Here is a 20,481-nt window from a genome sequence, read left to right as displayed (position 1 = left end):
TTTAAATCCCTACTATTCTAAGTCCTATTATTACTATAAGATAAAGCCCTATGATGCTTGATGCAATATAGTCTTTTTTTCCAAAAAATATTTCTTTCATCCTTGTTCTTCCATCTCCCCCTCTATAGCATCTGGATTCCATAGCCATAGCAAGTTCGTCGGCTCTTCTAAATGCACTTATAAAAAGTGGTACAAGAAGGGGTATGAGGCTCTTTGCTCTTTTTATTACGTTTTTACTTTCAAAATCAGCTCCTCTTGCCATTTGAGCTTTCATTATCTTATCTGTTTCATCTAGTAGGGTTGGTATGAATCTAAGGGCTATAGTCATCATCATAGCCAGTTCATGGGCAGGAACCTTGATAACCCTAAGTGGATTGAGCATTTTTTCTATTCCATCTGTAAGCTCTATTGGTGAGGTTGCAAGGGTAAGTATCGACGTACCAACGATAAGAAAAGATAGTCTAAGGAGCATAAATATACCTTGGTTTAATCCTTCTCTTGTTATTGTCAAAAAACCAATGGACCATAGCTCTTCTCCTGGGGTCAAAAATGCATTTATGGAAAATGTGAGAAGAAGAAGTATCCAAAGAGGCCTAAGCCCTTTTAATACATATTTTAGGGGTATATTTGAAAGCTTTATAATCCCTACAAGAAATATCGCTATAAGCAAGTAAGGGAAAAATGTATTTATTATAAATAGGGACACCATAAATGCAAAGGTAAAAGTAATCTTCACCCTTGGATCTAGTTTGTGTATTATGGATTCAGAAGGATAGTACTGTCCTATTGTAATATCTTTAAGCATTTTTTTTACTCCTTAAATTCCTTAGTATTTCACTCTTTACTTCCTCTATTGTAATTACATCTTCTTTTATAGGCATGCCTTTTTCTCTAAGGCTTATTGCAAGCTCTACTACCTTTGGCACTCCAAGACCTATTTCTGTAAGTCTTTTTCCATATCTGAATATTTCCCTTGGAGTTCCGCTGTATTCTACTGCTCCCTTGTTCATCACTATTATTCTATCTACTAGCTTTGATATGTCTTCCATAGAGTGAGATACTAATATGATGGTTGTATTATGTTTTTTGTGTATCTCTTTGATTTCTCTTAATATTTCATCTCTTCCTCTAGGGTCTAGTCCTGCTGTAGGTTCGTCTAGTATTAGAATATCTGGTCTCATAGCAAGTACTCCTGCTATAGCAACTCTTCTTCTTTGACCTCCTGAAAGCTCAAAAGGGGACCTTTCTTTAAGAAGCTCGTAATTAAGACCTGTAATCTCCATAGCATCTTTAACTCTTATTTCTATCTCAGCTTCACTGAGTCCAAGATTTGATGGACCAAAGGCAATATCCTTGTATATTGTTTCTTCAAATAGCTGATATTCTGGATATTGAAATACAAGTCCAACTTTTTTCCTTACTTCTGTAAGGGATACGTCCTTGCTTGTGATATCAAGGTCATTTATAAGTATCTTTCCTGATGATGGTTTCAAAAGTCCGTTTAGGTGCTGAATCAAGGTGGATTTTCCCGAGCCAGTATGCCCTATAAGGCCTATAAATTCTCCGTCATTTATTTCAAGGTTGACTTTATTTAAGGCAGTACTCTCAAAAGGAGATCCCGGGTTATATATATGAACTAAATCTTTTATTATTACGGCCATAATTTGTTCACCATCTCTTCTACTGTTAAAATTTCTGAGCTTATGTCCAAACCTTCCTCTTTTAACTCATAAGCAAGCTCGGTCATCTGAGGAACATCAAGTCCCAGCTCTTTTAGTTTTTTCACTTCTTTAAATATTTCAGTTGGGGTTCCCTGCATTATTACTCTGCCGTTTTCCATTACAAAAATCTTGTCCGCATTTACTGCTTCTTCCATAAAGTGAGTAATATTAATTACTGTGATTTTTTCTTCTTGATTCAATCTATATACTGTATCCATTACTTCTTTTCGTCCTCTAGGGTCTAGCATGGCTGTCGGTTCGTCAAGTACTATGCACTGAGGTTTCATTGCTATTATACCTGCTATTGCGACTCTTTGCTTTTGCCCTCCAGAAAGAAGATGAGGAGCCTTTTTTGCGAATTCTGTCATTCTAACGTTTTTTAATGCTTCATCTACTCTTGCCCTTATTTCTTTTGGCTCTATGCCAAGGTTTTCTGGTCCAAAGGCTACATCTTCTTCAACCACTGTTGCAACAAGCTGATTGTCTGGGTTTTGAAATACCATTCCTGCTACTTGTCTTATAGCCCAAGTATTTTCAATATCTGATGTATCCATATCTGCTACGAATACTTTTCCTGATGTGGGAATCAGTATGGCGTTTAGATGTTTTGCAAGGGTGGATTTTCCCGAACCGTTATGGCCTATTATGGCTACAAACTCTCCCTTTTTTATATCTAGAGAGACATTGTCAATAGCCTTTACTACTCTGTCTCCGTCTGTATATTCGAATGTAAGATTTTCAATCCTTATCATTTTATCCATATATATCTCCCTACTAAATACCGTGTATTTAAATATGATTAATCTTTGTAATTAAAGGTTATAAAAGCCTCTAAATCATACCTTTATTGCTTATTATTAAATTGCCTAAAACCTATATTACCATATAATTTATTTCTTTTGAACAACCCTTATTGAGATATTTATTTTTCCTTATTTTGTCACAATTTGTAATGAAACTGAACTTGTATACCTGCCTTTTAAAGTGTAATATATTATTTAAGGAAATAGAAAAGAGGTGAGGATTATGAATAGTGATATCCCATCTACTAGTGTAGAGAGAAAAGTGGAAGAGATATTTAAGGAAATAGAAACTTATATCAAGTCAGAAGACTTTGACAGGGCTCTTGAGCTTATAGATGAAAACAGGACATATCTACAGCAAAATGCTGATATGCACCATCAGGTTCTTTTAAACAAGCATTATGCAATATCATTATATAGGAAGATTAAAGACACTTACTCAAAGGACAAGGACACTGATGCCTTTGTAGAGCTATTTGAAAAGCACAGAAGCTATCTTGAGGTTCATGTTGGAATAAATGAATATAAACGACTTTTAGATATTTATGATAGGATTCAAAAAAAGAAAATTCAAGGAAAGCTAAAAATAATAATACCTGTAGCTATTGTTTTGATTGGAGTTTTAGTTTTTTCATTTGTAAATTTTGAAAGCATTAGTTTACCAAATTTTTCTATGCCTAACTTTTTCCAAAAAAATACAGGTGAAAGTCCTATAGCAGAGGAACCTTCGGCAGATGAGAGCATAGATACTCCTTCTAATTCTGATGAGGAAACTGATGAACTACCTTCAGATGAACCAATAGTTGACGAAAATGTCCATAATGAAAATGAACCAAATTATATACTTCCAAGTCATTCTAAGGAGCTTACTCTAAGTGATATTGAAGGCATGAGCAGTCAGGATATAAGACTTGCTATTAATGAGATGTATGCAAGACATGGTTATTATTTTGGAAGTGGAGCAAATCAAAGATATTTTGATCAGCAGGAGTGGTATGTTCCAGACGAGAGTCTAAGAGATGCTTCTGATGTTGTAAATAACTTCTCAGATCTTGAAAACCGAAATCTAGCATTCTTAGCTTCACAAGAAAGACGTCTTAGAAATCAGTAATCTAATACTAATTTATGTCTTATATTATAGACCAAACCGGGGGTGTAGCAATGAAAATACTATACAAATCTCTCTTTATACTTTCTTTTGTGCTTCTTATTATAAGCATGGGTTTACTTATCGCAAAGATAACTATATTCAAATAGATATAATTGGTTTTAATCTATACAAATATAAAGAGCCTAGTCAGATAAAAATATTTATCAGCTAGGCTCTTTTTTGTAAAATAAAAAAGGGGAGCTTTTACCCCTTATTTATTCCATGCAAAATGGGAATTAAGCTGTTGCCTAATTCCCTCCAGACTTATACTAGCTCAACAATAGCCATTGGTGCTGCGTCACCACGTCTTGGGCCAAGCTTTAAAACTCTAGTGTATCCACCTTTTCTCTCGCTATATTTCGGAGCGATTTCATCAAATAGGTTCTTCACTACTGTTTCATCCATAAGGTAAGCCATAGCTTGTCTTCTAGCATGAAGGTCTCCTCTTTTTCCAAGAGTTATCATCTTCTCTACCATTCTCTTAGCTTCTTTGGCTTTCATTTCAGTTGTAGTAACTTTTCCATGCTTAAGAATATCAGTGGCAAGGTTTCTTAGCATAAGATTTCTATGCGAAGATACTCTTCCCAACTTTCTGTAAGTTGCCATTATTTATCCCTCCTTTTCCCTAGTCTTCACTTGGTTTAAGACCAAATCCAAGTTCTTCCAGCTTTTGAATTACTTCTTCTAGGGATTTCTTTCCTAGGTTTCTAACTTTCATCATGTCGTCTTCTGTTTTCTCAGTCAGTTCTTCTACCGTATTTATACCTGCTCTCTTAAGACAGTTGTATGATCTAACCGAAAGGTCAAGTTCTTCAATCGTCATTTCTAGAGCCTTTTCCTTTTTATCTTCTTCCTTTTCCACCATAAGCTCTACTTCGCCAAGATGGTCTGTAAGGTTGATAAACAGGTTAAGATGTTCTACAAGTATTTTGGCCCCTAGAGAGATTCCCTCTTGAGCTCCTATGCTTCCATCTGTCCACACTTCAAGAATTAATTTCTCAAAGTCTGTTCTTACTCCAACTCTTGTGCTTTCAACATTGTAGCTGACTTTTTGCACTGGAGTATAAATGGAATCCACAGGAATCACACCAATCGGCATATCTTCTGTTTTATTATTTTCAGCAGAAACGTAACCTCTTCCTTTATCTACATTGATTTCCATATAAAGCTTTGCATCCTCTGAAAGAGTTGCAATATGAAGATCTTTGTTTAGGATTTCTATATCTGGAGGGCAAATTATATCCCCAGCAGTAATTACACCTTCTCCACTATGTTCTATTCTTAGAGTTCTAGACCCGTCAGAATCCATTTTCATGGAAAGTTCTTTAAGTGTAAGTATAATCTCAGTTACGTCCTCTTTAACACCAGGTATTGTTGAAAATTCGTGAAGAACGCCGTCTACCTTTATAGATGTAACTGCAACTCCTGGTAAAGAAGATAGAAGGACTCTTCTAAGAGAGTTTCCTACTGTAATACCGAATCCTCTTTCCAGGGGTTCAACTACAAATTTGCCATAGCTGTCTTTTAGTTCTAACACTTCTATACTTGGCTTTTCTATTTCTATCACTTATAAACCCTCCTTGTACAATAATAATAAAATGATCACCGAGGGTACTAATCCAACGTGGTATTACTTAGAGTAAAGCTCTACTATAAGGTGTTCTGCTATTTCTAGGTCAACGTCTTCTCTTGTAGGGTTTGCAACCACTTTAGCACTCATTGATTCAAGGTTTACATCAATCCACTTTGGAGTAACACGAGTATGGTTCTCTACAAGTGCTTTGATTTTAGCTGATGATCTAGATGTTTCTTTTACTGTGATTACATCTCCAACATGTACAAGCATTGAAGGGATATTAGCCTTATGTCCGTTTATGTTAAAGTGACCGTGTCTTACAAGCTGTCTAGCTTCTTTTCTAGATTGAGCAAGTCCCATTCTGTAAACAGTGTTGTCTAGTCTTCTCTCTAGAAGGTTAAGTAGGTTTTCCCCTGCTATTCCAGGCATGTTTTCTGCTCTTTCAAATGTATTTCTAAATTGAGTCTCAAGTACTCCATATATTCTCTTAACTTTTTGTTTTTCTCTTAATTGCTCTCCGTAGTTAGAAACTTTTTTTCTTCCTTGACCATGTTGCCCTGGAGCATAAGGTCTTTTAGAAATACCACATTTTTCTGTGTAGCATCTATCTCCCTTAAGGAATAATTTCATTCCTTCTCTACGGCAAAGTCTGCATGATGCATCTGTATATCTTGCCACTTATTTACACCTCCCTATATTAAACCCTTCTTCTCTTTGGCGGTCTACAACCATTGTGTGGAATTGGAGTAACATCTTTAATCATAGTTACATCAAGTCCAGTTGCTTGAAGAGCTCTTATAGCTGCTTCTCTACCTGCCCCAGGTCCTTTAACAAATACTTCTACTGCTCTTAAACCGTGTTCCATAGCTCCTTTTGAAGCTTGCTCTGCAGCCATTTGCGCAGCAAATGGAGTAGACTTTCTTGAACCTTTAAATCCAAGCTGTCCAGCACTTGCCCAAGAAATAGCATTTCCTTGAACATCAGTAAGAGTAATGATTGTGTTGTTGAAAGTCGACTGTATATGAGCCTGGCCTTTTTCTATATTTTTACGTTCTCTTCTTTTTACACGAGTTACCTTCTTTTTAGGCTTAGCCATTATTTTCCCTCCTTACCTCAAAAATTATTTCTTCTTCTTACGTCCAACTGTTCTCTTAGGACCTTTTCTTGTTCTAGCGTTAGTCTTAGTCTTTTGACCTCTAACTGGAAGACCTTTTTGATGTCTGATTCCTCTGTAGCATCTGATATCTCTTAGTCTTTTTATGTTAAGGGAAATTTCTCTTCTAAGGTCACCCTCTACGTTATAGTTGTCTATTTCTTTTCTTAGTAGGTTAACTTCTTCCTCTGTAAGGTCCTTGATTCTTGTTTCAGGACTGATTCCTGTAGATTCTAGGATTCTTTCAGAAGTGTTTTTACCTATTCCGAATATATATGTTAGACCAATAACAACTCTTTTTTCTCTTGGTAAGTCTACACCGGCAATACGAGCCATGTATTTACACCTCCTGCTTTAAAATTTAAGCGTAGTTTCAATTTTTGAAACCATTAATATTAACAACTCTATATTATACCAAACAATAGCTATCTTTTCAAAATAATTCCTTAGCCTTGCTTCTGCTTATGCTTAGGATTTTCGCAGATAACCATTATTTTGCCTTTTCTTTTAATTATTTTGCATTTTTCGCAAATAGGCTTTACAGATGGCCTTACTTTCATCTTAATCCCTCCTTAGGCTACTTCTTTCGCCAAGTAATTCTCCCTTTTGTTAAATCATAAGGAGAAAGTTCTACCGTTACCTTGTCACCTGGAAGTATTCTTATGAAGTGCATTCTAAGCTTACCTGATATATGAGCTATAATCTCATGATCGTTCTCCAGTTTAACTTTAAACATAGCATTAGGTAGGGCGTCGATTATCGTCCCTTCCAGTTCTATCATGTCCTTTCTTGACATATTAAACCTCCTTTTTATTTCCGCATCCTAGTCTCTCAAGTTCTTTTCTTATAAAGGCGTTTTGGCTTTGCAAGTCGTTGTAATTTATTTTATCCATATTTTCCGAGACTTTGTTGAGTATCATTAGATGTTTTAACTTTTTTAGTTTCGGGTTTTGGAGTTTGCGTAGTTCTCCATCTACTATCTGGACCATATCGCAGTCCTTGATATCTAATATCAGAAAGAATCTGTCTTTATCTCTTCCTGAAAGGCTTTTTACTACTTGACCTATATTTACTTTGCTGTGCAAGGCTGCTCCTCCCCTCATAATCTATAGCTGAGTTAAAAGCAGAGGCGCTTCACTTGTGATGGCAACGGTGTGCTCATAATGAGCCGAATTTCTTCTGTCTAACGTGATAGCTGTCCAGCCGTCATTTAATACCTTCACTTTATATGTGCCTTGATTTACCATAGGTTCTATTGCTAGTACCATGCCTTCTTGGAGCCTAGGACCTCTATTTGGAGGTCCATAGTTAGGTATTTGAGGATCTTCGTGAAGTTCCTTACCTATGCCATGTCCTACGAAATCTCTAACTATTGAATAACCGTAGCTTTCTGCATAAGCTTGTATAGCGTGAGATATATCGGATAATCTGTTTCCTACAACCGCACATTTAAGTCCCTCATAAAAACTTTGTCTTGTAACTTCTATAAGCTTCATGTTCTCTTGAGAAATGTGACCAACTCCATGAGTCTTGGCTGAGTCTCCATGATATCCTTTATAATATGCTCCTATATCCAAGCTTATTATATCTCCGTTTTTTAGTATTATGTCCTTTGACGGTATGCCATGGACTACTACTTCATTTGGAGATGCGCATATACTGCCAGGGAAGCCTCCATATCCTTTGAAAGATGGTGTCGCACCATATTTGGTTATATTTTTTTCGGCTATTTGGTCTAGCTCATAGGTACTAATGCCTTCTTTTATAGCATCTTTTAATATCTCATGAGTCTCTGCTACAATTTTTCCAGCATCCTTTAAGAGCTCCACTTCATTTTTCGATTTAATTATAATCATTAAAGTTCACTTCCCAAGGCCTCTACAATGTCTTGGAACACCTTTTTTATGTCCTGCTCACCATCTATAGTAAGCAATATGTTTTGTCCTTTGTAGTAGTCTATAAGAGGCTGCGTTTCATTAAGATATACTTCTATTCTCTTTGATACAGTTTCTTCATTATCGTCAGATCTCTGATAAAGCTCTCCACCGCATACATCACATATATCTGATTTTTTCGGCGGATTAAACTCTATGTGGAAGGTAGCTCCGCAGTTTTTGCAGATTCTTCTTCCTACAGCTCTTCCAACTAAAATGCCTTTATCTACCTCTATATTAACTACTGCATCTATCTTGGAATCTATACTTTGAAGGAATTTATCCAATGCTTCAGCTTGAAATACTGTTCTTGGAAATCCATCAAGCAAAAATCCTTTTTTTGTATCGTCTTCTTTAAGTCTATCTTCAACTATAGCAACAACTAGCTCATCTGGAACTAGTTTTCCGCTATCCAGATATTCCTTAGCTTTTTTGCCAAGCTCTGTATTTTCTTTGATATTTTTTCTGAATATGTCCCCTGTTGAAATATGAGGTACATTGTATTTATCAACAATCCCAGAAGCTTGTGTTCCTTTTCCAGCCCCTGGAGGTCCTAAAAGTATTAGATTCATATTTTCATCTCCTAGGGTTACCCCTTAATTAAGGGTGTTATTATGAATAAAGCAAGGTTTTATTTCAAAAAGCCTTGATAGTGTCTCATCACCATTTGAGCTTCAATTTGCTTCATAGTTTCTATGGCTACCCCTACTACTATAAGTAGTGCAGTTCCACCAAATCTAAATGGAACATTAGTCACACTATATATTAGTGTTGGAAGGGATGCTATTAGAGCAAGGAAAATAGCCCCTGCAAGTGTCAGTCTATTAAGTACTGTAGATAAATACTCAGCTGTTTGTTTTCCAGGTCTGATTCCTGGAATAAATCCACTTGAGTTTTTCATATTGTCCGCAACTTCATCTGGATTAAAAGTAATAGATACATAGAAGTATGTGAAGAATATTATCATAAGAAACTCTAATGCTGTGTATATATACACTCCTGGACTTCCTGCTGGTGTAAACCATCTAGCTACAAAAGCTTGATAGCTTGGGTTTGTAATGAATATCGTAAGTGTTTGAGGGAAAGCAAGCATCGAAGTTGCAAATATTACAGGTATAACTCCAGCTTGGTTTACTTTTAGAGGGATGTGCGTTGACTGTCCTCCATAAGTTTTTCTTCCAACAACTCGCTTTGCATATTGTACTGGTATTTTTCTTACCCCTTGAAGAACTATTATTACTCCAACTATTATAAGAAGCGAAATCACAAGGAAAACAATAACTTGTAGTGGATTAATTTCTCCAGATCCCATTAATCTGAAAGTCTGGATTGTAGCTCCAGGAAGTCTTGAAACTATACCTGCAAATATTATAAGTGATATTCCGTTTCCAATTCCTTTTTCAGTAATCTGCTCTCCAAGCCACATCAGAAATGCAGTTCCTGCTGTTAATGTAAGAACAACACTTATCATGTTTAGTGGAGACCTAGATACAAGAGCCTGATTAAAGAATCCGATACTTATAGCTGTAGCCTGCACAAGTGCAAGTATAACTGTAAGATATCTAGTATACTGTAGGATTTTTTTTCTGCCTTCTTCTCCGGATTTTTGCATATCCTCAAGAGCAGGTATTCCTACTGTTAAAAGCTGTATTACGATTGACGACGTAATATATGGCGTTATGCTTAGGGCAAATATAGTGAAGTTACTGAAAGCTCCACCAGCCACTATGTCATAAAAAGACAGTATTCCTGCCTGTTGTTCTACCATCTGCTTTATAATGTCTACATTTATTCCCGGCACGGGGATCGCTGTTCCTATTCTAAATACCACTAGCATTAAAGATGTGAAGATTATTTTCTTCCTAAGATCAGGTATCTTAAATGCATTCTGTATGGTCTTGAACATTAGATCACCTCGGCCTTTCCTCCAGCGGCTTCTATCTTTTCTGCAGCTGATTTAGTGAACTTATTTGCTTTTATTGTAAGTTTCTTTTCAATGCTGCCGTTTCCAAGTATCTTTATACCATCTTTTTCTATTTTTCTCACAACACCTGTTTCTTTAAGAAGTTCAGGAGTGATTTCCGTTCCGTCTTCAAAGATGTTTAGCTTCTCTATATTTACGATAGAGTATCTCTTTTCGAATTCAAAGTTGTTGAATCCTCTTTTTGGAAGTCTTCTGTAAAGAGGCATCTGACCTCCCTCGAATCCAGGTCTTACTCCGCCACCTGAACGAGACCATTGGCCGTCTTGTCCTCTACCAGCTGTCTTTCCTTGTCCTGTCGCAGTACCTCTACCGATTCTTTTTTTCTCTTTTACTGCTCCTTTTGCCGGTTTAAGCTCATGTAGTTTCATGTGTTGCACCTCCTTCTTTCTTAAACTTCTTCTACTTGCACAAGATGTTTTACAACTTCTATCATACCTCTTATTTGAGGGTTATCAGGCTTTTCAACTGTTTGTTGTCTCTTTGTAAGGCCTAGAGCCGCAACAGTTTTTCTCTGATTTGGCTTAGTTGCTATTACACTCTTTGCAAGTGTTATTCTTAAGTTCGCCATTTGTTTCGCCTCCTAACCTAAAAGATCTTCTACTTTTTTACCTCTTAGGCTTGCTACGTCTTCAATTTTTCTAAGTGAAGCAAGACCTTGGATGGTTGCATTAACCATATTTCTTGCGTTGTTTGTTCCAAGTGACTTAGAACGAACGTCTTTAAGTCCAGCAAGCTCAAGAACTGAACGAACAGGTCCTCCTGCTATAACTCCAGTACCTTCTTTAGCTGGCATTATAAGTACGTTTCCTGCTCCGAATCTACCTTGTATCTGGTGAGGAACTGTAGTTCCAACCATTGGAACCTTGATAAGGTTTTTCTTTGCATCTTCAACAGCTTTTCTTATAGCGTCTGGAACTTCCATAGCTTTTCCAGTTCCCATTCCAACGTGTCCGTTTCTGTCTCCAACAACTACAAGTGCTGCAAATCTGAAGTTTCTACCACCTTTTACAACCTTGGTAACTCTTCTTATATCAACAACTTTTTCTTCTAAGTCCAGTTGTCTAAAATCTATTGGCTTTTTAAGCATCTTATCCCCTCCTTTTACTAAAATTTAAGTCCAGCTTCTCTTGCTCCATCAGCTAGTTCTTGAATTCTACCGTGATAGATGTATCCACCTCTGTCGAATACAACATTTTCGATACCTTTTTCAAGAGCTCTCTTAGCAGCTAACTCTCCAACTTTTTTTGCAGTTTCTTTGTTTCCAGTGTTGGATGCGTTTCCTTTGATGTCTTTATCAAGAGATGAAGCTGATACAAGGGTAACTCTATTTACATCATCTATTATTTGAACATATATATTGTTAGTGCTTCTAAACACGTTAAATCTTGGTCTTTCAGGAGTTCCTGTTACTGATTTACGCACTCTTTTGTGCCTAGCAATACGGTTCGCATTTTTATCTACCTTTTTGAACACTTATATCACTCCTTTCCTATCTATTTCTTACCAGTCTTACCTTCTTTACGTCTTACATACTCTCCTGAGTATCTAATTCCTTTTCCTTTGTATGGCTCTGGCTCTCTCCAAGCTCTTATCTTCGCTGCGTAGTTTCCTACTAGCTGCTTGTTGATACCTTTTACTAATATTTCTGTTTGAGTAGGTACTTCTATTTCAAGACCTTCTGGATCTTCCATCTCTACTGGATGAGAGAAACCTAAGTTCAGTACAAGTTTCTTTCCTTGTTTTTGAGCTCTGTAACCTACACCTACAACCTCAAGTTTTTTTGTATATCCTTCAGTAACGCCTAATATCATATTGTTAATAAGTGTTCTTGAAAGACCATGAAGAGATCTGTGCTTCTTGTTGTCAGTTGGTCTAGTAACTGTTAGCTCTTCGCCTTCTTGAGTTATTGTAAGATCTTGAGATATTTGCTCTGTTAATGTTCCTTTTGGTCCTTTAACAGTAACAAGATTTTTTTCATCAACATTTATTTCCACACCACTTGGAACAGTGATTGGTTTACGTCCTATTCTTGACATTTATAGGCACCTCCTTTGCACAAGTTTACCATACGTAGCAGATTACTTCTCCACCTACGCCAAGCTCTCTAGCTTGCTTATCTGTTAAAATTCCTTTAGAAGTTGATATTACAGATATACCTATTCCGTTAAGAACCTTAGGTACATTAGTTTTATCAGCATATACTCTCATTCCTGGCTTAGATATTTTCTTGATTCCAGTAATTACCTTCTCGCCAGTTTTTCCGTATTTTAGTTGTATTCTTATAAGTCCTTGCTTTCCATCTTCTATTACATCATAACCTTTAATGTAACCTTCTTCTAAAAGAATTCTAGCAAGTTCCTTCTTTATATTTGAAGCAGGTACGTCAACCGTGTCATGGTGAACCGAGCTAGCGTTTCTTACACGTGTCAGCATATCTGCAATTGGATCTGTCATTGTCATGATATTTTACCTCCTTCCATTATTACCAAGAAGCTTTTCTTACTCCTGGTATTTGTCCTTTGTATGCCAATTCTCTGAAGCATATACGGCAAATTCCGAACTTTCTAAGTACCGCGTGAGGTCTTCCACAAAGATTGCATCTTGTGTATTCTCTTGTTTGATACTTTTGTTTCTTTTGTTGCTTAAGAACCATTGCTTTTTTTGCCATGATTTTCCCTCCTTCACTACTTGCTGAAAGGCATTCCTATAAGTGTTAATAACTCTCTAGCCTCTTCATCTGTTTTTGCAGTAGTTACAAATATGATATCCATACCTCTAACCTTGTCTATCTTGTCATACTCTATCTCAGGGAAAATAAGTTGCTCTTTAATTCCTAGTGCATAGTTTCCTCTTCCATCAAAAGAATCTTTGCTTACTCCTCTGAAGTCACGAACTCTTGGAAGTGCTATGTTAACGAATTTATCAACAAAGTGATACATTCTCTCGTCTCTTAGAGTAACTTTAGCTCCTATTGGCATATTTTCTCTGATTTTAAAGTTAGCAACTGATTTTCTTGATTTAGTAGTAACTGGTTTTTGTCCTGCTATGATTTCAAGCTCAGATATTGCTACGTCTAATACTTTAGCGTTATCTTTTGCTTCTCCAATCCCCATGTTTATTACAACTTTATCAAGTCTTGGAACTTCCATTACATTACTGTAATTGAACTTTTCCATTAGCGCTTTTATTATTTCTTCATTGTACTTAACTTTTAGTCTTGAAGCCATGTTTCTGCCTCCTTTCAAACTTTATTTTATATTTGCTCTCCTGATTTTTTAGAAATACGAACTTTCTCTCCGTTTTCTAACTTCTTCATTCCAACTCTAACACCTTTTCCAGCCTTAGCGTCGAAAATCATAACATTAGATACGTGGATTGATTGTTCCATATGAATTATTCCACCTTGTGGGTTTTTTTGGTTAGGCTTTTGGTGTTTTGTAGCCATGTTTACGCCTTCTACAAGAACTCTGTCCTTTGCGTTGTAAACTTCAAGCACTCTACCTTTTTTTCCTTTATCTTTTCCGCTAATTACTACAACGGTATCTCCACTTTTAATACGCACTCCTATGACACCTCCTCAATTATAGAACTTCCGGTGCTAGTGAAACTATCTTCATAAACTGCTTGTCTCTAAGCTCTCTAGCAACTGGTCCAAATATTCTTGTACCTTGTGGAGTCTTATCGTCTTTTATGATTACAGCAGCATTTTCATCGAATTTAACATAGCTTCCGTCTTTTCTTCTAAGACCATGCTTAGAACGAACTATAACAGCTTTTACAACTTTACCTTTTTTAACAACGCCACCTGGTGTTGCACTTTTAACCGTAGCTACGATTATGTCTCCTATATTTCCAGATCTTCTCTTAGATCCTCCAAGAACTCTTATGCAAAGTATCTCTTTGGCACCAGAGTTGTCAGCAACTCTAAGACGACTCTCTTGTTGTATCATTGCAATACCTCCTCTCTGCCTTTACAGATTATTCAGCAGCTCTTTCTACTACTTCAACAACTCTCCATCTTTTATCTTTAGAAAGAGGACGAGTTTCCATTATCTTTACTCTGTCACCTGTTTTGCATGTGTTTTCTTCATCATGAGCTTTAAACTTTACAGTTTTCTTTACAGCTTTTCCGTAAAGAGGGTGACGAACTAGTTCAACTATTGATACTACTACTGTCTTGTCCATTTTATCTGATGTAACATAACCAATTCTAGTTTTTCTGCTAGTATCTCTTTTCATTTATATCCTCCTTTCCAAAAGGCCTATGCTCCAGCCTTCGCTTTTTCGTTAAGGATGGTCTTAACACGTGCTATATCTTTTCTTACAAATCTCAATTTAACTGGATTGTCTAGCTGTCCTGTAGCCAGCTGGAATCGAAGGTTAAAGAGTTCACCTTTAAGTTCGGTTAATTTTGTTCCAAGCTCTGCACTTGTCATATCTCTTAACTCTTTAGCTTTCATCAGCTTCACCACCCTTTACTTCAATCTCCTCACGCTTTATAAACTTACATTTGATAGGCAGTTTGTGCATAGCAAGTCTCATCGCTTCTCTTGCTTTTTCTTCAGAAACACCTGACATTTCAAACATTACTCTACCTGGCTTAACTACTGCTACCCAATATTCTGGTGAACCTTTACCGGCACCCATACGAGTCTCAGCTGGTTTTTTAGTTACAGGCTTATGAGGGAAAATTTTAATCCAAACTTTACCGCCTCTTCTTACCGATCTATTGATGGCTATACGGGCAGATTCTATCTGGTTTGACGTTATCCACGCTGGCTCCATAGCCACAAGTGCATAATCTCCGTACGTTATTGTGTTACCTTTTTGAGCTTTACCCGCCATGCTGCCTCTATGAACTCTACGACGCTTTACTCTTTTTGGCATTAACATATTTATTCCTCCTTCCTTTAGCTAGGACTAATTACTTGAAGGTCTTGAAGCTCTTTGAAAGTTTCTTCCGTTCCCTTGTCCTCTATCATTTCTTCTATTTGAATCATATTCTCTTCTTTTTGGCTTTTTCTTGTCTTCTCTAGAAGCTGAAAATCCTTCTAATTCTCTTTTAGGTCCTTGTCTTGTTGGAAGTATTTCTCCCTTACAAATCCAAACCTTGATTCCAAGCTTTCCATAAGTAGTATCAGCTTCTGCGAAACCGTAGTCTATGTCAGCTCTTAGTGTGTGTAGTGGCACGTTTCCTTCAGAGTATCCTTCAGTTCTTGCCATCTCAGCTCCACCAAGTCTTCCTGATGTAGAAACCTTGATACCTTTAGCTCCAGATCTCATAGCTCTTTGCATAGCTTGCTTCATAGCTCTTCTAAATGCAACTCTTCTCTCAAGAGCTAGTGCTATGTTTTCAGCCACAAGCTGAGCGTCCTTTTCTGGGTTTCTTACTTCTATAATGTTTACAAATACCTGCTTGTCAGTCATCTTTTGAACATCAGCTTTGATTTCCTCTATACCTTGTCCACCTTTTCCGATAACCATTCCAGGCTTTGCAGTGTGTATGTTAAGCTTAACCTTGTTTCCTGATCTTTCGATTTCTATCTTAGGAACGCCAGAAAGGTTAAGTTTCTTTTTTAGATGCTTTCTGATTATAGCGTCTTCGTGTAGGAAAGCTGCGAAGTCTCCCTTGTTAGCAAACCATTTCGAATCCCAGTCTTTGTTAATTCCTACTCTAAAACCATGTGGGTTTACTTTTTGACCCATTCTTTTCCCTCCTATCTCTTATTATCTTTCTCTAACTACAACTCCTATATGACTCGTTCTTTTTCTTATGCTTGTCGCTCTACCTTGGGCTCTAGGCATAAATCTTTTAAGAGTTGGTCCTTGGTTTGCATAAACTTCAGACACATAGAGTTTTTTGCTGTCCATGTTCATGTTGTTTTCAGCGTTAGCTGCTGCTGATTTTACAACTTTTGCTATTATATCCGCACTTTTGTTTGGCATAAATTTCAATATCGCAAGAGCTTCGTCAACATTCTTTCCTCTGATTAGAGAACAGATGTAACCAGCTTTTCTAGGAGAAGTCCTTACGTATTTAACTATTGCTTTAGCTTCCATTTGCTTTTGCCCTCCTTCCATTAATCAAGGAATTATTTCCTCTTTGTCGATCTGTCGTCGTCCTTATGACCTTTAAATGTTCTTGTCGGAACAAACTCACCTAGCTTATGTCCAACCATGTCTTCAGTAACATATACTGGAACATGTTTTCTTCCGTCATGAAGTGCTATTGTATGTCCCACAAACTCTGGGAATATAGTTGACGATCTTGACCAAGCCTTGATTACTTTCTTTTCGTTGGCTTTGTTCATTTCTTCTATTTTTCTGAAAAGTCCTTTATGTACAAAAGGCCCCTTCTTAGCTGATCTTCCCATCTATGAAATCCTCCTTTCAAGGCTTACTATTTCTTTCTCTTAGAAACAATCATCTTATTAGAAGCTTTATTCTTCTTTCTTGTCTTGTATCCAAGTGCCGGCTTACCCCATGGTGTTACTGGTGAAGGTCTTCCTATTGGAGATCTACCTTCTCCACCACCATGTGGATGGTCGTTAGGGTTCATTACAGAACCTCTTACTGTAGGTCTGATACCCATATGTCTTTTTCTACCAGCTTTACCTATTGTCACGTTTTCGTGCTCAAGGTTTCCAACCTGTCCGATTGTAGCTTTGCAGTTTATGTTTACGTATCTAGTCTCTCCAGAAGGTAGTCTTACAAGAGCATTCTTTCCTTCTTTAGCCATAAGCTGAGCAGATACACCAGCAGATCTTACCATCTGTCCGCCTTTTCCTTCTTTAAGCTCGATATTGTGAATAACTGTACCTACTGGCATATTTTTAAGCTTTAGGCAGTTACCTACTTTAATATCAGAACCTTCTCCAGAAAATATAACATCTCCTACTTTAAGTCCGTTTGGAGCAAGAATATATCTTTTTTCTCCATCAGCATAATTAAGAAGCGCTATGTTTGCAGATCTGTTTGGGTCATATTCGATTCCAGCAACCTTTGCAGGTATTTGGTCCTTATCTCTTTTGAAATCTATTATTCTATACTTTCTTTTGTTTCCGCCACCTCTGTGACGAACTGTTATCGAACCACGAGAGTTTCTTCCTGCATTCTTCTTAAGAGTAGCAAGAAGAGATTTTTCTGGCTCTTGCTTTGTTATCTCGTCAGACTTAAGAACAGTCATATGTCTTAAGCTTGGAGTAATTGGTCTAAACTTTTTGATAGCCATTTAGTTTCCCTCCTTTTTACTTAAACTCCAAAGAATTCTATTTCTTTGCTTCCTTCAGTAAGGGTAACAACTGCTTTTTTATAAGAAGAAGTTTTCCCTACGTGCTTACCCATTCTCTTTTTCTTTCCATCGTAGTTAAGTGTATTCACTTTTGCTACTTTAACAGAGAATATTTGTTCTACAGCTTGCTTTATTTGTGTTTTGTTAGCAGTTTTAGCAACAACGAAAGTGTACTTCTTGTCTGCAGCTGCTTCCATACTTTGTTCTGTTATTACAGGTTTTTTTATGATATCTTGAGCTAGCATTATGCGTACACCTCCTCTACTTTTTTAACTGCATCTTTTGTTATGATGAATGATTCATGATTCATTATATCGTATACGTTTATAACGTTAGCAAACGCAACCTTTACTCCAGGGATATTTCTTCCTGATTTTACAACTACTGGGCTGTTTTCAGCTGTTACTACAAGTGATTTCTTACCTGCGTTTACAGCAGAAAGCATTTTTATAAAATCTTTAGTCTTTGGAGTTTCCATTTCGATAGTATCCACAACTATGATTTTTCCTTCATTTACCTTAGATGTAAGTACACTCTTCATAGCAAGTCTCTTTACTTTCTTTGGTATGCTGTAGCTATAATCTCTTGGCTTTGGTGCGAATACAACTCCTCCGCCTATCCATTGAGGAGATCTTATACTTCCATGTCTCGCTCTACCAGTTCCTTTTTGTCTCCAAGGCTTTCTTCCTCCACCTCTTACCTCTGATCTGGTCTTAGCTGACTGAGTTCCTTGTCTTTTATTTGCAAGGTGATTCTTTATAACTTCATATACTGCACTTTCGCTTACTTCGATTCCGAATATGCTTTCTGAAAGTTCTATTTCATCAACCTTTTGTCCGTTTATATTTAATACGTCAACTTTAGGCATTATTGTTCCTCCTTTCCTATCTCTTTATTAACCTTTTATAGCCTTTTTGATAACAACTAGGCCTTTTTTAGGTCCTGGAACAGCTCCCTTAACTAGGATGATGTTCTTTTCTGCATCTACTTTAACTACTTCAAGATTTTGGATAGTTACTCTTTCTGCACCCATGTGTCCAGCAAGTTTCTTCCCTTTAAATACTCTTGAAGGGTCTGAAGCAGCTCCCATTGATCCTGGTCCTCTGTGGTATCTTGAACCGTGAGTCATTGGTCCTCTACTTTGATTATGTCTCTTTATAGGTCCTTGGAACCCTTTACCTTTTGATGTTCCTGTTACGTCTATTTTTTCTCCCGCTTCAAATACATCAACTTTGATTTCTTGAGCCAGGCTGTAAGAAGCTATATCTTCAACTTTAAATTCTCTTACAAATTTCTTGAAGCCTACTCCTGCTTTTGCAAAATGTCCTCTAAGAGGCTTGTTTACTCTCTTTTCTTTTGCATCTCCAAAAGCAACCTGAACTGATTCATAACCATCAGTTTCTTTGTTTTTGATTTGAGTTACTACCATAGGGCCTGCTTGAATTACTGTAACTGGAACTATTCTTCCATCTTCAGCGAAAACCTGCGTCATCCCTACTTTTCTTCCTAATATTCCTTTCATAAGTACACCTCCATTAATCTTACAGCGGATTGCATCTGCAATCATACTAAGATAAGGTATCAATCTATATTAAATACCTTAACTTCTGTGAGCTACTAAAGTTTGATTTCGATATCAACGCCTGCTGGCAGGTCAAGTCTCATTAGAGAATCAACTGTTTTCGAGCTAGGATTGCTGATATCTATCAGTCTCTTGTGAGTTCTGATTTCGAACTGCTCTCTAGAATCCTTATATTTGTGTACAGCTCTTAGTATAGTGATTATCTGCTTCTCTGTTGGAAGAGGAATCGGTCCCGAAACTGAAGCTCCAGTCCCTTTTGCAGTTTCAACAATTTTTTCTGCTGACATATCTAGGATTCTGTGATCATAAGACTTAAGTCTGATTCTGATCTTTTGATTTTTTGACATTTCTTTACCTCCTTATCGTACGATATTCGTACGACTCGACCACTGAAAACTGTTCCGGGTGTATCGTGTGCATGATTAAAAAAAACAGTCTTACCTCAGTGTCTAGTCGCCCCATTCAAGATGTTGACATACTCCGTAAAAATTACCTAAGTTTCCTCAGCAACCTTTTACATCATCGCATCCTTAAAAACACACTACTATATTTTATATCAATAGATAGACTAATACAAGCTTTTTTTTAAGTTTTTTCAAGGTTTTTTCAAAGTTTAAATAATCAGACAACATAAATAAAAAACCGGCAGGAAATTATCTGCCGGTCTTAGCTGTCATAAAATTATTAAGTCTTAGTATTTTCTAGAAATTACTCTACTATTGTAGCAACTACTCCAGAACCTACTGTTCTTCCACCTTCTCTTATTGCGAATCTTAGTCCTTCTTCCATCGCAATTGGTGTGATTAGTTCTACTGTTATTGAGATGTTATCTCCAGGCATTACCATCTCTACTCCTTCTGGAAGCTGGATGTCTCCTGTTACGTCAGTTGTTCTGAAGTAAAACTGTGGTCTATATCCTTTGAAGAATGGAGTATGTCTTCCACCTTCTTCTTTTTTCAGTACGTATACTTCGGCTGTGAACTTAGTTCTTGGCTTTATAGTTCCAGCTTTCGCTAATACTTGTCCTCTTTCGATATCGTCTCTCGTTACTCCTCTTAGAAGTACCCCAACGTTATCTCCAGCTTGCGCTTGATCTAGTAACTTTCTGAACATCTCTACTCCAGTTACTACTACTTTTCTTGGCTCGTCTATAAGTCCTACGATTTCTACTTCGTCTTGAACCTTAACGATCCCTCTTTCTACTCTTCCTGTTGCAACTGTTCCTCTTCCTGTGATTGAGAATACGTCCTCTACAGGCATTAGGAATGGCTTGTCTATATCTCTTTC

The 20,481-nt window shown here is 37.0% G+C and carries 37 protein-coding genes; 1 reads left to right on the top strand and 36 read right to left on the bottom strand.

Features of this window, described 5'->3' with window-relative positions; genetic code table 11:
• Window position 1 precedes the first annotated feature (1 nt).
• From J2Z35_RS09185 to J2Z35_RS09175, 3 genes are read right to left on the bottom strand one after another with little or no spacing between them, the layout of a single operon-like run.
• Complete coding sequence (locus J2Z35_RS09185) at window positions 2-805, bottom strand: energy-coupling factor transporter transmembrane component T family protein (protein WP_209661107.1); 804 nt, start codon at window positions 803-805, stop codon at window positions 2-4.
• Entirely contained in the window at window positions 798-1,661 is an 864-nt protein-coding gene (locus J2Z35_RS09180; protein WP_209661106.1) for an energy-coupling factor transporter ATPase, read from the bottom strand. The genes J2Z35_RS09185 and J2Z35_RS09180 overlap by 8 nt, the downstream gene beginning before the upstream one ends.
• A complete protein-coding gene (locus J2Z35_RS09175) occupies window positions 1,652-2,482 on the bottom strand; it encodes an energy-coupling factor transporter ATPase (protein ID WP_209661105.1) in 831 nt (276 codons plus the stop codon). The genes J2Z35_RS09180 and J2Z35_RS09175 overlap by 10 nt, the downstream gene beginning before the upstream one ends.
• A 265-nt stretch (window positions 2,483-2,747) precedes the next feature.
• Between J2Z35_RS09175 and J2Z35_RS09170 the strand changes: the two genes are divergently transcribed.
• Complete coding sequence (locus J2Z35_RS09170) at window positions 2,748-3,635, top strand: YARHG domain-containing protein (protein ID WP_209661104.1); 888 nt, start codon at window positions 2,748-2,750, stop codon at window positions 3,633-3,635.
• A gap of 303 nt (window positions 3,636-3,938) precedes the next feature.
• Here the strand turns inward: J2Z35_RS09170 and rplQ are convergent, their stop codons facing one another.
• The 33 genes from rplQ to J2Z35_RS09005 all read right to left on the bottom strand — a co-directional run.
• On the bottom strand, window positions 3,939-4,280 hold the full coding sequence (rplQ, locus tag J2Z35_RS09165) for a 50S ribosomal protein L17 (protein WP_209661103.1): 342 nt from the start codon (window positions 4,278-4,280) through the stop codon (window positions 3,939-3,941).
• A gap of 19 nt (window positions 4,281-4,299) precedes the next feature.
• Window positions 4,300-5,241, bottom strand: a complete 942-nt coding sequence (locus tag J2Z35_RS09160; protein WP_209661102.1) for a DNA-directed RNA polymerase subunit alpha — start codon at window positions 5,239-5,241, stop codon at window positions 4,300-4,302.
• A gap of 63 nt (window positions 5,242-5,304) precedes the next feature.
• A complete protein-coding gene (gene rpsD / locus J2Z35_RS09155) occupies window positions 5,305-5,928 on the bottom strand; it encodes a 30S ribosomal protein S4 (protein WP_209661101.1) in 624 nt (207 codons plus the stop codon).
• Window positions 5,929-5,947: 19 nt separating this feature from the next.
• A complete protein-coding gene (gene rpsK, locus J2Z35_RS09150) occupies window positions 5,948-6,346 on the bottom strand; it encodes a 30S ribosomal protein S11 (RefSeq protein WP_209661100.1) in 399 nt (132 codons plus the stop codon).
• Between the two features lie 24 nt (window positions 6,347-6,370).
• The gene (gene rpsM / locus J2Z35_RS09145; protein WP_209661099.1) at window positions 6,371-6,739 is read right to left on the bottom strand and encodes a 30S ribosomal protein S13; all 369 of its coding nucleotides are present in this window, start codon (window positions 6,737-6,739) and stop codon (window positions 6,371-6,373) included.
• A gap of 110 nt (window positions 6,740-6,849) precedes the next feature.
• Entirely contained in the window at window positions 6,850-6,963 is a 114-nt protein-coding gene (gene rpmJ, locus J2Z35_RS09140; protein WP_162324979.1) for a 50S ribosomal protein L36, read from the bottom strand.
• Window positions 6,964-6,980: 17 nt separating this feature from the next.
• Entirely contained in the window at window positions 6,981-7,199 is a 219-nt protein-coding gene (gene infA / locus J2Z35_RS09135) for a translation initiation factor IF-1 (RefSeq protein WP_209661098.1), read from the bottom strand.
• 1 nt (window position 7,200) lies between these two features.
• The gene (locus tag J2Z35_RS09130; RefSeq protein ID WP_245330827.1) at window positions 7,201-7,488 is read right to left on the bottom strand and encodes a KOW domain-containing RNA-binding protein; all 288 of its coding nucleotides are present in this window, start codon (window positions 7,486-7,488) and stop codon (window positions 7,201-7,203) included.
• A gap of 21 nt (window positions 7,489-7,509) precedes the next feature.
• On the bottom strand, window positions 7,510-8,259 hold the full coding sequence (map, locus tag J2Z35_RS09125) for a type I methionyl aminopeptidase (protein ID WP_209661096.1): 750 nt from the start codon (window positions 8,257-8,259) through the stop codon (window positions 7,510-7,512).
• On the bottom strand, window positions 8,259-8,909 hold the full coding sequence (locus J2Z35_RS09120) for an adenylate kinase (RefSeq protein WP_209661095.1): 651 nt from the start codon (window positions 8,907-8,909) through the stop codon (window positions 8,259-8,261). The genes map and J2Z35_RS09120 overlap by 1 nt, the downstream gene beginning before the upstream one ends.
• A 59-nt stretch (window positions 8,910-8,968) precedes the next feature.
• Entirely contained in the window at window positions 8,969-10,243 is a 1,275-nt protein-coding gene (secY, locus tag J2Z35_RS09115) for a preprotein translocase subunit SecY (RefSeq protein ID WP_209661094.1), read from the bottom strand.
• A complete protein-coding gene (rplO, locus tag J2Z35_RS09110; protein WP_209661093.1) occupies window positions 10,243-10,689 on the bottom strand; it encodes a 50S ribosomal protein L15 in 447 nt (148 codons plus the stop codon). The genes secY and rplO overlap by 1 nt, the downstream gene beginning before the upstream one ends.
• A gap of 20 nt (window positions 10,690-10,709) precedes the next feature.
• A complete protein-coding gene (rpmD, locus tag J2Z35_RS09105) occupies window positions 10,710-10,889 on the bottom strand; it encodes a 50S ribosomal protein L30 (RefSeq protein ID WP_209661092.1) in 180 nt (59 codons plus the stop codon).
• A 12-nt stretch (window positions 10,890-10,901) separates the two neighbouring features.
• Window positions 10,902-11,408: a 30S ribosomal protein S5 gene (gene rpsE, locus J2Z35_RS09100; protein ID WP_209661091.1), complete on the bottom strand. Its 507-nt coding sequence runs from the start codon at window positions 11,406-11,408 to the stop codon at window positions 10,902-10,904.
• Window positions 11,409-11,425: 17 nt separating this feature from the next.
• Window positions 11,426-11,794, bottom strand: coding sequence for a 50S ribosomal protein L18 (gene rplR / locus J2Z35_RS09095; protein ID WP_209661090.1), 369 nt, complete (start codon window positions 11,792-11,794; stop codon window positions 11,426-11,428).
• A 20-nt stretch (window positions 11,795-11,814) separates the two neighbouring features.
• Window positions 11,815-12,357: a 50S ribosomal protein L6 gene (gene rplF, locus J2Z35_RS09090; RefSeq protein WP_209661089.1), complete on the bottom strand. Its 543-nt coding sequence runs from the start codon at window positions 12,355-12,357 to the stop codon at window positions 11,815-11,817.
• 25 nt (window positions 12,358-12,382) lie between these two features.
• Window positions 12,383-12,781: a 30S ribosomal protein S8 gene (gene rpsH / locus J2Z35_RS09085; protein WP_209661088.1), complete on the bottom strand. Its 399-nt coding sequence runs from the start codon at window positions 12,779-12,781 to the stop codon at window positions 12,383-12,385.
• Window positions 12,782-12,803: 22 nt separating this feature from the next.
• The gene (locus tag J2Z35_RS09080; RefSeq protein WP_209661087.1) at window positions 12,804-12,989 is read right to left on the bottom strand and encodes a type Z 30S ribosomal protein S14; all 186 of its coding nucleotides are present in this window, start codon (window positions 12,987-12,989) and stop codon (window positions 12,804-12,806) included.
• A 16-nt stretch (window positions 12,990-13,005) separates the two neighbouring features.
• Window positions 13,006-13,548, bottom strand: a complete 543-nt coding sequence (rplE, locus tag J2Z35_RS09075; protein WP_209661086.1) for a 50S ribosomal protein L5 — start codon at window positions 13,546-13,548, stop codon at window positions 13,006-13,008.
• Window positions 13,549-13,574: 26 nt separating this feature from the next.
• Window positions 13,575-13,883 (bottom strand): 50S ribosomal protein L24, encoded by a 309-nt coding sequence (rplX, locus tag J2Z35_RS09070; protein ID WP_209661085.1) that lies wholly within the window; start codon window positions 13,881-13,883, stop codon window positions 13,575-13,577.
• Window positions 13,884-13,902: 19 nt separating this feature from the next.
• Entirely contained in the window at window positions 13,903-14,271 is a 369-nt protein-coding gene (gene rplN / locus J2Z35_RS09065; RefSeq protein WP_209661084.1) for a 50S ribosomal protein L14, read from the bottom strand.
• Between the two features lie 28 nt (window positions 14,272-14,299).
• Complete coding sequence (gene rpsQ, locus J2Z35_RS09060) at window positions 14,300-14,560, bottom strand: 30S ribosomal protein S17 (protein ID WP_209661083.1); 261 nt, start codon at window positions 14,558-14,560, stop codon at window positions 14,300-14,302.
• Window positions 14,561-14,583: 23 nt separating this feature from the next.
• A complete protein-coding gene (gene rpmC, locus J2Z35_RS09055; RefSeq protein WP_209661082.1) occupies window positions 14,584-14,781 on the bottom strand; it encodes a 50S ribosomal protein L29 in 198 nt (65 codons plus the stop codon).
• On the bottom strand, window positions 14,771-15,214 hold the full coding sequence (rplP, locus tag J2Z35_RS09050) for a 50S ribosomal protein L16 (protein WP_209661081.1): 444 nt from the start codon (window positions 15,212-15,214) through the stop codon (window positions 14,771-14,773). Before rplP ends, rpmC begins: the two co-directional genes overlap by 11 nt.
• A gap of 27 nt (window positions 15,215-15,241) precedes the next feature.
• Complete coding sequence (rpsC, locus tag J2Z35_RS09045; RefSeq protein ID WP_209661080.1) at window positions 15,242-16,027, bottom strand: 30S ribosomal protein S3; 786 nt, start codon at window positions 16,025-16,027, stop codon at window positions 15,242-15,244.
• A gap of 21 nt (window positions 16,028-16,048) precedes the next feature.
• Entirely contained in the window at window positions 16,049-16,381 is a 333-nt protein-coding gene (gene rplV / locus J2Z35_RS09040) for a 50S ribosomal protein L22 (protein ID WP_209661079.1), read from the bottom strand.
• Between the two features lie 32 nt (window positions 16,382-16,413).
• Entirely contained in the window at window positions 16,414-16,695 is a 282-nt protein-coding gene (gene rpsS / locus J2Z35_RS09035) for a 30S ribosomal protein S19 (RefSeq protein WP_209661078.1), read from the bottom strand.
• Between the two features lie 26 nt (window positions 16,696-16,721).
• Window positions 16,722-17,552, bottom strand: a complete 831-nt coding sequence (rplB, locus tag J2Z35_RS09030; protein ID WP_209661077.1) for a 50S ribosomal protein L2 — start codon at window positions 17,550-17,552, stop codon at window positions 16,722-16,724.
• 20 nt (window positions 17,553-17,572) lie between these two features.
• Window positions 17,573-17,857, bottom strand: coding sequence for a 50S ribosomal protein L23 (gene rplW, locus J2Z35_RS09025; protein WP_209661076.1), 285 nt, complete (start codon window positions 17,855-17,857; stop codon window positions 17,573-17,575).
• Window positions 17,857-18,480, bottom strand: a complete 624-nt coding sequence (rplD, locus tag J2Z35_RS09020; protein ID WP_209661075.1) for a 50S ribosomal protein L4 — start codon at window positions 18,478-18,480, stop codon at window positions 17,857-17,859. The genes rplW and rplD overlap by 1 nt, the downstream gene beginning before the upstream one ends.
• A 27-nt stretch (window positions 18,481-18,507) precedes the next feature.
• Window positions 18,508-19,134: a 50S ribosomal protein L3 gene (gene rplC / locus J2Z35_RS09015; protein WP_209661074.1), complete on the bottom strand. Its 627-nt coding sequence runs from the start codon at window positions 19,132-19,134 to the stop codon at window positions 18,508-18,510.
• A 95-nt stretch (window positions 19,135-19,229) separates the two neighbouring features.
• A complete protein-coding gene (rpsJ, locus tag J2Z35_RS09010) occupies window positions 19,230-19,541 on the bottom strand; it encodes a 30S ribosomal protein S10 (RefSeq protein ID WP_013362411.1) in 312 nt (103 codons plus the stop codon).
• Between the two features lie 361 nt (window positions 19,542-19,902).
• Window positions 19,903-20,481: EF-Tu C-terminal domain-related protein (locus tag J2Z35_RS09005; protein WP_245330826.1), on the bottom strand; the 579-nt coding region annotated here is incomplete at its 5' end.

Origin of the sequence: Acetoanaerobium pronyense, assembly GCF_017874355.1 — a bacterium.
Lineage (GTDB): Bacteria > Bacillota > Clostridia > Peptostreptococcales > Filifactoraceae > Acetoanaerobium > Acetoanaerobium pronyense.
The sequence above is the reverse complement of the archived record's forward strand: the minus strand, read 5'-3'. Positions and strand labels throughout refer to the sequence as shown.

What these genes read in the sequence shown, in the direction of transcription:
- rplE (WP_209661086.1), bottom strand. Translation starts at nt 13,548, where the DNA reads ATGGCTTCAAGACTAAAAGTTAAGTACAATGAAGAAATAATAAAAGCG.
- secY (WP_209661094.1), bottom strand. Translation starts at nt 10,243, where the DNA reads ATGTTCAAGACCATACAGAATGCATTTAAGATACCTGATCTTAGGAAG.
- rpsQ (WP_209661083.1), bottom strand. Translation starts at nt 14,560, where the DNA reads ATGAAAAGAGATACTAGCAGAAAAACTAGAATTGGTTATGTTACATCA.
- J2Z35_RS09170 (WP_209661104.1), top strand. Translation starts at nt 2,748, where the DNA reads ATGAATAGTGATATCCCATCTACTAGTGTAGAGAGAAAAGTGGAAGAG.
- rpsM (WP_209661099.1), bottom strand. Translation starts at nt 6,739, where the DNA reads ATGGCTCGTATTGCCGGTGTAGACTTACCAAGAGAAAAAAGAGTTGTT.
- rplW (WP_209661076.1), bottom strand. Translation starts at nt 17,857, where the DNA reads ATGCTAGCTCAAGATATCATAAAAAAACCTGTAATAACAGAACAAAGT.
- rplP (WP_209661081.1), bottom strand. Translation starts at nt 15,214, where the DNA reads ATGTTAATGCCAAAAAGAGTAAAGCGTCGTAGAGTTCATAGAGGCAGC.
- rpsH (WP_209661088.1), bottom strand. Translation starts at nt 12,781, where the DNA reads ATGACAATGACAGATCCAATTGCAGATATGCTGACACGTGTAAGAAAC.
- rplD (WP_209661075.1), bottom strand. Translation starts at nt 18,480, where the DNA reads ATGCCTAAAGTTGACGTATTAAATATAAACGGACAAAAGGTTGATGAA.
- rplQ (WP_209661103.1), bottom strand. Translation starts at nt 4,280, where the DNA reads ATGGCAACTTACAGAAAGTTGGGAAGAGTATCTTCGCATAGAAATCTT.
- rplC (WP_209661074.1), bottom strand. Translation starts at nt 19,134, where the DNA reads ATGAAAGGAATATTAGGAAGAAAAGTAGGGATGACGCAGGTTTTCGCT.
- J2Z35_RS09185 (WP_209661107.1), bottom strand. Translation starts at nt 805, where the DNA reads ATGCTTAAAGATATTACAATAGGACAGTACTATCCTTCTGAATCCATA.
- rpsS (WP_209661078.1), bottom strand. Translation starts at nt 16,695, where the DNA reads ATGGGAAGATCAGCTAAGAAGGGGCCTTTTGTACATAAAGGACTTTTC.
- J2Z35_RS09175 (WP_209661105.1), bottom strand. Translation starts at nt 2,482, where the DNA reads ATGGATAAAATGATAAGGATTGAAAATCTTACATTCGAATATACAGAC.
- rplF (WP_209661089.1), bottom strand. Translation starts at nt 12,357, where the DNA reads ATGTCAAGAATAGGACGTAAACCAATCACTGTTCCAAGTGGTGTGGAA.
- rplN (WP_209661084.1), bottom strand. Translation starts at nt 14,271, where the DNA reads ATGATACAACAAGAGAGTCGTCTTAGAGTTGCTGACAACTCTGGTGCC.
- rplB (WP_209661077.1), bottom strand. Translation starts at nt 17,552, where the DNA reads ATGGCTATCAAAAAGTTTAGACCAATTACTCCAAGCTTAAGACATATG.
- J2Z35_RS09180 (WP_209661106.1), bottom strand. Translation starts at nt 1,661, where the DNA reads ATGGCCGTAATAATAAAAGATTTAGTTCATATATATAACCCGGGATCT.
- rpmC (WP_209661082.1), bottom strand. Translation starts at nt 14,781, where the DNA reads ATGAAAGCTAAAGAGTTAAGAGATATGACAAGTGCAGAGCTTGGAACA.
- rpmJ (WP_162324979.1), bottom strand. Translation starts at nt 6,963, where the DNA reads ATGAAAGTAAGGCCATCTGTAAAGCCTATTTGCGAAAAATGCAAAATA.
- J2Z35_RS09120 (WP_209661095.1), bottom strand. Translation starts at nt 8,909, where the DNA reads ATGAATCTAATACTTTTAGGACCTCCAGGGGCTGGAAAAGGAACACAA.
- J2Z35_RS09080 (WP_209661087.1), bottom strand. Translation starts at nt 12,989, where the DNA reads ATGGCAAAAAAAGCAATGGTTCTTAAGCAACAAAAGAAACAAAAGTAT.
- rpsC (WP_209661080.1), bottom strand. Translation starts at nt 16,027, where the DNA reads ATGGGTCAAAAAGTAAACCCACATGGTTTTAGAGTAGGAATTAACAAA.
- infA (WP_209661098.1), bottom strand. Translation starts at nt 7,199, where the DNA reads ATGTCAAGAAAGGACATGATAGAACTGGAAGGGACGATAATCGACGCC.
- map (WP_209661096.1), bottom strand. Translation starts at nt 8,259, where the DNA reads ATGATTATAATTAAATCGAAAAATGAAGTGGAGCTCTTAAAGGATGCT.
- rpsK (WP_209661100.1), bottom strand. Translation starts at nt 6,346, where the DNA reads ATGGCTAAGCCTAAAAAGAAGGTAACTCGTGTAAAAAGAAGAGAACGT.
- rpsE (WP_209661091.1), bottom strand. Translation starts at nt 11,408, where the DNA reads ATGCTTAAAAAGCCAATAGATTTTAGACAACTGGACTTAGAAGAAAAA.
- rpmD (WP_209661092.1), bottom strand. Translation starts at nt 10,889, where the DNA reads ATGGCGAACTTAAGAATAACACTTGCAAAGAGTGTAATAGCAACTAAG.
- rplV (WP_209661079.1), bottom strand. Translation starts at nt 16,381, where the DNA reads ATGGAAGCTAAAGCAATAGTTAAATACGTAAGGACTTCTCCTAGAAAA.
- rpsJ (WP_013362411.1), bottom strand. Translation starts at nt 19,541, where the DNA reads ATGTCAAAAAATCAAAAGATCAGAATCAGACTTAAGTCTTATGATCAC.
- rplO (WP_209661093.1), bottom strand. Translation starts at nt 10,689, where the DNA reads ATGAAACTACATGAGCTTAAACCGGCAAAAGGAGCAGTAAAAGAGAAA.